Source organism: Nitrospirota bacterium (genome assembly GCA_016214385.1).
Classification (GTDB): Bacteria; Nitrospirota; Thermodesulfovibrionia; order UBA6902; family JACROP01; genus JACROP01.
Window position 1 is genome coordinate 1 of the sequence record JACROP010000072.1, and the last position, 9,236, is coordinate 9,236.

The following is a 9,236-nucleotide window of genomic DNA, read 5'->3' on the forward strand; positions in this document are numbered from 1 at the left end:
AGCTATCAGATCAAGGGTTGGCTTCTTGCCTTAATCATCTTATTTGGCTTTGAGGTAATAGAGGGTATTACACATTATTTGCGTCATGCCAAAAGGCTAATGAACCTCTCCAGCGAAGCAAGAAAAAAGGGTATCATAACCAAAGAGCTTTTAAACCTAATGAACAACAGGCTCGGTAATTTTCTTCTTTATTTGGATATACCAAATTTTCTTATTATTGCGTGCCTCGCAATATTTAAACCCTTTTAGAGAATGAAGGAGGATAGATATGTCTTACAAGGATGTTTTGGTCTTTGCAAAAGAAAATCCAGTATGTTTTCTTGCCACGATGGATGGAGATCAGCCCCACGTCAGGGCATTTCTTTCAGTATTCTTTGATGATGATAAAATTTATTTTACGACAGGTGCTATGAAAAATGTTTTTAAACAATTGAGCAAAAATCCGAAGGTAGAGATCTGTTACTGTTCTCAGGATTTCAGCAGAATGATGCGCATTACAGGCGAGTTTGAAATAATCGATGACCGTGCAAAGAAACAGAAATTGATTGACGAGAGGGACTATCTCAAGAGATTTAAGGCTGATGATCCGCAATTTATTCTCTTAAGACTCTCACATGGCAAGGCGCGCTTCTGGACACTGGCAAATAACCTGAGGGAGAATGAATTAAACATTATAGAGTTTTAAAATTAAAATTTAAATATTGCCACCTAAAAAGCAGCGTGTTCCAGAATTTACAAGTGCCTAACCCAAAATACCAATAGCCTTTGCCATCCTTTGATTTGTCAGTCATTGCGAACACCCGAAGGGTGTGTGGCAACTTCATTACAAAAAAGCAAGATTGCTTCGGCTTCGCTCGCAATGACATTTTTCTATCGGCAGATTTAGTGCCTTAAAAATTTTTCTTGACATTATGCCTTTAAAAGTGTATAAGTAAATTATAATATACTTAAGGAGTAAACATGAAGCTTGAGGCAGAGTCTTTCAAGGTTATTTCGGTAGAAAGCAGAGTAAAAATTATTGAACTGCTCAAGGGAGGGCCGCTTTCTGTGAATACGATAGCTGAGGCATTAGGTATCAGCCAATCTGCAGTATCGCAGCACCTTCGCGTGCTAAAACAGGCGGGGCTGGTTGCAGATGAAAGAAAGGGCTATCACATCTACTATTCACTAAATAAGGATAAACTCAACAAATACCAGCAGGAATTAATAAAGGTCTGCACCTGCGGATGCGAACATGGCAGGAGAAAACACATTTCGGAGACAAAAGAGGCCTTATTGGAATATAGAAAGAGGCTTGAGAAAGAAATAAAACAGATAGAAAAAAGAATTGCAGAGATTGAAAAAGAGAGAAAGTAATCCTATTTTTTTATTATTTATATAAGTATATGCTAATAAACTAAATTCAAGGAGGCAACCCATGTGTCAGGGGAATATATCTGTAGATTTAAAAAAGAGTTGCGGCTGTGAACCAGAATCTGATAAAGGAATTCCAAACAAAGAGGAGTTGCTTACACAGTTAAAGGAATACAAAAGAAATCTGGAATCGGAACTTGCACTAGTCAAAAACAAATTAAAGGCTGTTCGATAATAAAGGCGGTTTTTATGTCATTCCTGCCCCGTATCAAGTACGGGGTAAACTCCAGCAGGAATCCAGAGAAACGAAAAACCTTTAAAAAACAACTGGATTCCCGTTTTCACGGGAATGACGGAATTGCGGTAGACAAAATTTGAAGTCTTTACAGTACCTTGATTTTCAAGGCTCTGTGAGTTTTTGAACAGGCTTAAATTAGGGAAGGAGGTGAATAAGCATGTCAGATATTAAGAAAGACAAGAAAATCGGGACATTAGGCAATGTTGTGCGTGAAATCAAAACATCAGGCTGTGGATGCGGTTGTGGTTGTGCTCCTGAAATCAAGAAGAAGTAGTGGGCTTAGCAGGGGAGGTAAACCCTCCCCTCCATCCCCTCCCGTCCCCGGCCTCGCTCCGCGAAGCGGGGCGGGCAAGGGAGGGGAAATAAAAAAAGAATCATCTCACCCTTTGCAGAGGAGTTTCACACTAAATTCCCTCTCCCCTTGTGGGAGAGGGCAAGGGTGAGGGGTAATCGGAGGTAATAAAATGCGTGAAATTCTGTTAACAGTGTTTACATGGATACACTTATTATCAGCAGTTGTCTGGATAGGCGGAATATTTTTCATTTTATTTGTTGCCCTTCCCAGTGCTAAGAAAACCCTTGAACAGCCAGGAAAACTCATGGGTGCTATTGGGAAAAAATTTGTGCCAATGGCAAACATCAGCATCTTGCTTATCTTTATAACTGGAATCTTTATGACTCTATCGTCGCACACTTTCTCTGACTTTGTCTCTCTTAACAGCCTGTGGTCACAAACACTATTCGCAAAAGTTTTAACAGCATTGGTAATGGCGAGCATTCATTTCTACAGGGGGTTAGTCCTGACACCTAAGATTGAACGGCTGACAGTAGAAGGTAGTTCTTCTGGAAAGATAAAAGAGCTACAGCGATTATCTTTAAATCTGGTCAAGACCAACCTTGTTCTGGGTATGATAGTTCTCTTTCTGACAGGAATGTTCTCGGTATACCGGGTTTACTAATACAAACGCAAAATGTTTTTTTACATTTATAAAATCTCCCCCCTGCTTAATACATGCAGGGGCAGGCTCTTGCCCCTCTTTTCCAAAGAGGGGGACAAAAAGAGAATTTCTTTTCCAAAGAGGGGAAATAGCGAGAAGGGCTTTACCAAAGAGGGGAAAAGGAATCTCCCCCTTTGAAAAAGGCAACCTCACTTAACTCCCCCTTTGAAAAAGGGGGATGTAGGGGGATTTTGTAAATTTTATTTTTGCGTTTGTACTAATTAAAACATGTGCAAAGACTGATTTGTTCATCACATATTTTCTTGTTTATAAAAGGTGCATTATTGTTTTTGTATCCTCGTGGTATAATCCTTCATGCGTTTCATTGCGGACCTCCACATTCATTCAAGATATTCAAGGGCAACAAGCAAAGACATGTCACCTGAAAGCATCTGGAGATGGGCGCAGCTCAAGGGCATCTCAGTAATAGGCACAGGAGACTTCACACATCCGTCATGGTTTAAGGAACTGAATGAAAAGCTTAAATCCACAGGCAATGGGCTTTTTAAACTGAAAAGGGATTTCGAAACAAACAATATTCCCGAGTCATGCAGGTCGGATGTTTTTTTCATGCTTTCAGCAGAAATAAGCTGCATATACAGCAAAAACGGAAAGACGCGGAAGATACACTCCATTATATTTGTCCCTGACTTTGCTGATGCTGCAAAGATAAATATTGCCTTATCAAAGATAGGAAACCTCAATGCAGACGGAAGGCCTATACTCGGACTCAATGCGAAGGAACTGCTAAAAATAGTAATGGATTCCTCTCCTGATGCCATGCTCGTCCCTGCCCATGCATGGACTCCCCATTTCTCTGTCTTCGGTGCAGAGTCTGGATTTGACTCCCTCGAGGAATGCTTTGAAGAGTTTACTCCTTACATCTATGCTATTGAGACAGGCCTTTCATCAGACCCGCTCATGAACTGGAGGCTCTCTGCACTGGATAAAATAACTCTCCTATCCAATTCTGATGCACATTCGCCGAACAAGATTGGCCGCGAAGCAAATATATTTGATACAGAAATCTCTCACAAGGCAATCACTGATGCAATCAAGACAAAAAAGGGTTTTATCGGAACTATAGAGTTTTTCCCTGAGGAAGGGAAATATCATTATGACGGCCACCGGACATGCGGAGTAAGTCTCTCTCCAAAGGAGACGATAAAACACAACTATCTCTGCCCTGTATGCGGAAAGAGAGTGACAGTAGGCGTGGTGCACCGTGTTGAAAAACTTGCAGACAGGGAAAACGGTTTTAAACCAAAGGATGCACCGCCCTTTTATTCGATAATTACATTGCCTGAGATTATTGCGGAGGCACTGAAAGTCGGCGCTAACAGCAAAGCAGTGGATAACGAATACCAAAATCTCCTCCGAAAATTAGGAAATGAATTCAAAATCCTTATGGATGTGCCGCTGAAAGATATAGAGCATTCAGGCTCGCCGCTCATCAAGGAAGCCATATCAAGAATGCGTTCAGGGAATGTTCACATAGCCCCAGGCTTTGACGGAGAATACGGAAAGATAAAAATCTTTGAGGCAGTGGAGAGGAAAGAGATTAAAGGGCAGTCAATGCTTTTTTGAATATGATCTTTGAAGGCTTAAACGATTCCCAGAAACAAGCCGTAACGACTACCGAAAGCCCTGTGCTTGTTGTTGCAGGGCCTGGCACAGGGAAGACCCTTACCATTATCAGAAGGATAGCATATCTAATCGATCAGGGCATCAATCCAGAAAATATCCTGGCAGTAACCTTCACCAATCGCGCTGCGCGGCAGATGAAGGAACGTGCAGAATCTCTCTTCGGCACACAGGCAAGAGGACTCTTTATAGGCACCCTTCACCTGCTCGGCATCAAAATACTGCGGGAAATCGGGATGAACGGCTTTGTGCTTTTGGGCAGGGATGAGCAGGTGGAAGCTCTCAAGCCTATTTGCAAAGAATCTGGTGTGAAGGCACGGGAGGCTGTAGAAAAGATATCGCGGATAAAGAATCTCGTGTGTGAAATAGACGATGGAATAAAAGACATTTATGAGACTTACCAGGGCCGTCTCCAGAAGGATTCCATCCTCGACTTCGACGACCTCATCCTGAAGCCAGTAGATATCTTTGATAAAAACCTTGAGATTCTCCAAAAATACAGAGGGATTTTCAAATATATCATTGTGGACGAATATCAGGACATCAACCCTGCCCAAAACAGGCTTTTGAGTCTTATTGCAGGAGACAGCGGCAATATCTGCGTTGTTGGAGATGCGGATCAGGCGATTTATGCATTTCGCGGCGCCAATATCGACAACTTTTTGAACTTTCCAAAAGACTATGCAGGCTCAAGGACTATCACTCTTGCGACAAATTACCGCTCAACAGATGCTATAGTCAATGCATCGAGCGCCCTGATAAAGAGCAACCAACGGAGAATAGACAGAGATCTCAATTCAGCACGAGAGAGAGGTCTCCCAATTACCGTTGTTTCGATTCCGGATGAGCGGGCAGAGGGTGAGTGGATTGTGGGAGAGATTCAGGCATTGATGGGCGGGACATGCATGAATACGGCAAAGGCAGATGTCCGCAAGTCCTATAGCTTCTCGGATTTTGCTGTGATTTACAGAACCAATGCACAGGCCAAGGCAATAGAAGATGCATTCCTTTTATCAGGCATCCCCTATCAGGTAATAGGCAGAAAAAATCTGCGGCAGAAAAAAGAGATAGAGGATACCATTTCTTATATGAAATCCATCCTTAATTCCCCTGAAGATACGGATGCACCAGAAGATGCTTCACCTGAAGAGCGTCTCTTGACACCGAATGATTTCTTTGACCCGAGGGCAGATGCCGTTACATTAATGACGATGCACATGGCAAAAGGTCTGGAGTTTAAGGTTGTATTTATAGCAGGAGTCGAGGAAGGCTTAATGCCTTATACGATTAATAAAGACGATGTTGACTTAGAAGAAGAGAGGCGGTTGTTCTATGTTGGAATGACGCGGGCAAAGGATGAGCTCTTCCTCGTCCATGCAAGGAATAGATTTTTATACGGGCAGAGGCTTGAGCAATCGCCGTCGCCATTCCTGAAAGAGATACCAGAGAGATTAATGAAAAACATAACTATTCCTGACAGGGCTAAAAAAGCCAAAAAGGAAAAACAAGCTGGATTGTTCTGATTCTCCCTTTCATTCACAAATCACATACGGCTTTATCTTCTCAAGCCTCTTGCCCTTAATGCCTAAATACTCAAGGCGGGTGATCCTTCTTTCACGTCGCAGTTTCAAAACCCTTGAGACCGTATCAGGCCCTAATCCCGGCACCTTCAGCAATGCTTCTCTGTCCGAGGTGTTAATCCTCACAGGATAATATTCCGGATGATTATCTGCCCAGATTTGCTTCGGGTCTTTGTCGAGCCTCAAATTGCCGCTTCCGTCCAGAATGATTTCACTGTTATTAAAGCCGTATCTGCGGACAAGGTAATCCACCTGATACAGCCGGTGTTCTCGCATAAACGACTGTTCCAGACTGGCGAGGACTCTGCGCTCTCCGGGGATGTCGGGATGTCCGAGCCCTTTTTGATAAGCGGAAAAATATACCCTCTGGAAATGCAGATTCCTGTATAATTTGAACATATAGTCGATGATTTCTGAATCGGTCTCGTCAGATGCCCCAACAATGAACTGTGTAGTGCATTTTCTCTTTGCGAATCTCCCGTTCTGTCCTGTGAGTTTTGACATAAGCTTCAGCGGGCGGATGATGTCATTCATGTAATCTTTTTTATTTGAAAGCATATCAAAGCGTTTTTTGCCGGGTGTCTCGATGTTGAGAGATACTGCGCTTGCCAGTGAGATAGAATCCTCAACAGCTGCGTCCGATGCTCCGGGGATGATTTTCAGATGAATGTAACCTTTGTAGTTATGCATGTATCTCAGAATCCGCGCAACTGCGTTAATCCTGTCCATAGTATTGTCCGGGTTACCAATCACTCCTGAGCTCAGGAAAAGCCCGAAAACCTTTTTCCTCCTCAGATATTCCATGAATACATTTGCTATCTCTTCAGGCTGGAGCGTGCATCTTCTGACATCGGTTTCAGAACGGAGAGGGCAGTATTTGCAGTCATTGGCACAGGCATTGGACAGAAGGGTCTTGAGGAGAATCGAATATCCACCATTTGGCAGCGTCACAGGATAAAGCCACTTCCCTTCAAGCCCCCTCCTCCTGCGGTCATCCTTGTTCGTGCCGCATGCACAGGCAAGGTCGTACTGCGAATCTTCCGAGAGTATTCTGAGTTTTTCTATGGTGTCCATAGAGATTGCCTGAAAGAATTATATCATAGAAATACCTTTCGTAACCTTTTATTCGCAAGGTTCTGCAGGGAAATAAAAACCTAATCAAGTCGGCTTTTTACCGGTCTGATAAGCACGGAGGATGCTTGCAGCCGTTTCCTCGATGGCCCTGTTAGAGATATCCAGGACCCGCCAGCGTGGATTCTGCTTGAAAAAGTCCTTACACCACTCTATCTCGTCGGCTACTGTGACAGGGTCAGCATATTTCGCATAGGGCGCAAGACCTAATTGCTTCAATCTCGCCTCTCTGAGCTTCACAAGACTCTCAACATTAATTATCAGGCCAAAGATCCTGCGCTGCTCTACCCGAAATAGCTCTTCAGGAGGGTCCATGCTGGAGTGAAGGGGGACATTAGCAACTTTCCATCCCTGATGGGCAAGATAGGTAGATAGGGGTGTCTTGCCTGTCCTGGAAAGACCTGCGAGGATCAGGTCAGCAAGTTTTAGACCTTCCGGCATTTTCCCATCATCATGTTTGACCGCAAAGTTAATCGCCTCTATCCTTCGGTAGTAGTCTTCGTCCAGAATGTACTGCCTCCCGGGAATCCCTATAGGCCTTTCCTTCAAAAAGATGGAGAGCTGCACAATGAAATCGCCAATCACATCAATGGCCTTTATCCCCTGGCGCCCAGCCTCTTTTATTAAGAAATTTCTCAGGGCTGGCTGGATTATGGTGAAGGCTATAATGGCCTCATCCTCTGCTGCCTCTCTGATAATATCTCCAATCTGGTGTTTATCTTTGACCATAAAAAACGTCTTCACCTCAACATTTTTACGGCTAAACTGCGCCAGGGATGCCCTGGCAATCTTGCCTACCGTTTCTCCCGTACCTTCCCCGACGAGATAAATAACCCTTTTCCTGGAAAGACGTTTCTTTTGCTCAGCCACTTTCATTATTCTACCGATCTCCAGAAATATACCTCCTCCATAGGTATCTTCGCTATCCTTACCCTGGGCACTATCCCAAGCGCTTTTTCCATCTGTATCTTATGCTCCACCATTGCCACCATCCTCCTTGATGCCACGACCGTATCAGGGTTTACTGAAATGGATGTGCAGCCACAACGGACCATGAACTCCAGATAATCTGGATAAACGCTCGGGGCCTGCCCGCAGATGGATGTAGTTACCCCGTGCTTCTTGCAGACCGCGATAGTGTAAGCGATCGCCCTGAGGACCGCCAGATTCCTCTCGTCATAGATCTCCTGCACCGAGACATCGTTCCGGTCCACGCCCAGTACAAGCATGGTCAAATCATTAGTCCCAAAGCTCACACCATCTATGCCTTCCCTGCAGAACTCCTCAATCATAAAGCAGGCGCTCGGAACCTCAACCATAATCCAGAGTTGAAAATCACGATCAGTACGGTTGTCCAGTCCTTCCTCACGCATGATCTGGACGGTCTTACGGAAGACCTCCAGTGTCCTGACAAACGGGATCATCACCCAGACATTGGTGAAACCCATAGTCCCTCTGACGTGCTTGATTGACCTTAGTTCAAGCCTGAAGAGGTCATCCTCTTTCGCATATCTGTATTCACCACGGTAGCCAATCATGGGGTTGGGTCCAACATGGTCCTTTTCATATTTTTCTCCACCCGGCAATGCGAGGAATTCATCGGGTTTAAAATCAAGGAATCTGTAAACCACAGGACGCGGAAAGAACGCCTCAGCCACCTCACTGATGCCGCGGGAAAAGGTATCAATCATCATCTGCTCTCCACCTTCCTCGATAAGCAATCTCGGGTGTTTCCCTATTTCGAGCATCATATGTTCTGCCCTGAGGAGGCCGACACCGTCTGCATTTGTCTCCTGGGCAACCTTTTTCGCAATCTCCGGGACGGAGAGATTCACATACACTCTGGTAGCCGTAATGGTCTGCACTGCTATATCAAGGAATGCGGGGCTGGGCTTTGATACCTCTTTTTGGGCAGCAGCACCCTTGAATACCAGGCCCCGCTGTCCGTCCACGGTCACTATCTCACCGCCCTTTAAGACCTTTGTAGCCTTTTCTGTGCCGACCACGCAGGGTATCCCAAGCTCACGGCTAACAATAGCAGCATGGCAGGTCTTGCCTCCCAAATCAGTAACAATAGCAGAGGCCTTTTTCATTGCTATAACCCAATCAGGAGTAGTCATCTCAGTAACCAGGACTTCGCCTTCATGAAAACCTGAAATCGCCTTGACAGCTAATACGATATTCACCTCTCCACTCTCCTGACCTGGGCTAACCCCCAGACCTCGAACAAGG

At 44.6% G+C, this 9,236-nt stretch carries 9 protein-coding genes; 6 read left to right on the plus strand and 3 right to left on the minus strand.

Features of this window, described 5'->3' with window-relative positions; genetic code table 11:
* Positions 1–268 precede the first annotated feature (268 nt).
* From HZC12_04350 to HZC12_04375, 6 genes are all read left to right on the plus strand, one after another.
* Complete coding sequence (locus HZC12_04350) at positions 269–685, plus strand: pyridoxamine 5'-phosphate oxidase family protein (GenBank protein MBI5025958.1); 417 nt, start codon at positions 269–271, stop codon at positions 683–685.
* 275 nt (positions 686–960) lie between these two features.
* Positions 961–1,356 (plus strand): metalloregulator ArsR/SmtB family transcription factor, encoded by a 396-nt coding sequence (locus HZC12_04355; protein MBI5025959.1) that lies wholly within the window; start codon positions 961–963, stop codon positions 1,354–1,356.
* Between the two features lie 61 nt (positions 1,357–1,417).
* Positions 1,418–1,588 carry a DUF5320 domain-containing protein gene (locus HZC12_04360; protein ID MBI5025960.1) on the plus strand — a complete coding sequence of 57 codons (171 nt, stop codon included), beginning with the start codon at positions 1,418–1,420 and terminating at the stop codon, positions 1,586–1,588.
* A 527-nt stretch (positions 1,589–2,115) separates the two neighbouring features.
* Entirely contained in the window at positions 2,116–2,610 is a 495-nt protein-coding gene (locus tag HZC12_04365; GenBank protein ID MBI5025961.1) for a DUF4149 domain-containing protein, read from the plus strand.
* Between the two features lie 354 nt (positions 2,611–2,964).
* Positions 2,965–4,236: a DNA helicase UvrD gene (locus HZC12_04370; GenBank protein ID MBI5025962.1), complete on the plus strand. Its 1,272-nt coding sequence runs from the start codon at positions 2,965–2,967 to the stop codon at positions 4,234–4,236.
* A gap of 2 nt (positions 4,237–4,238) precedes the next feature.
* The gene (locus HZC12_04375) at positions 4,239–5,816 is read left to right on the plus strand and encodes a UvrD-helicase domain-containing protein (GenBank protein MBI5025963.1); all 1,578 of its coding nucleotides are present in this window, start codon (positions 4,239–4,241) and stop codon (positions 5,814–5,816) included.
* A gap of 9 nt (positions 5,817–5,825) precedes the next feature.
* Here the strand turns inward: HZC12_04375 and HZC12_04380 are convergent, their stop codons facing one another.
* The 3 genes from HZC12_04380 to HZC12_04390 form a co-directional block, all read right to left on the minus strand.
* Positions 5,826–6,947 (minus strand): radical SAM protein, encoded by a 1,122-nt coding sequence (locus tag HZC12_04380; protein ID MBI5025964.1) that lies wholly within the window; start codon positions 6,945–6,947, stop codon positions 5,826–5,828.
* Positions 6,948–7,031: 84 nt separating this feature from the next.
* A complete protein-coding gene (locus HZC12_04385) occupies positions 7,032–7,880 on the minus strand; it encodes a kinase/pyrophosphorylase (GenBank protein MBI5025965.1) in 849 nt (282 codons plus the stop codon).
* Positions 7,880–9,190: a hypothetical protein gene (locus HZC12_04390; protein ID MBI5025966.1), complete on the minus strand. Its 1,311-nt coding sequence runs from the start codon at positions 9,188–9,190 to the stop codon at positions 7,880–7,882. Before HZC12_04390 ends, HZC12_04385 begins: the two co-directional genes overlap by 1 nt.
* Positions 9,191–9,236: the final 46 nt, after the last annotated feature.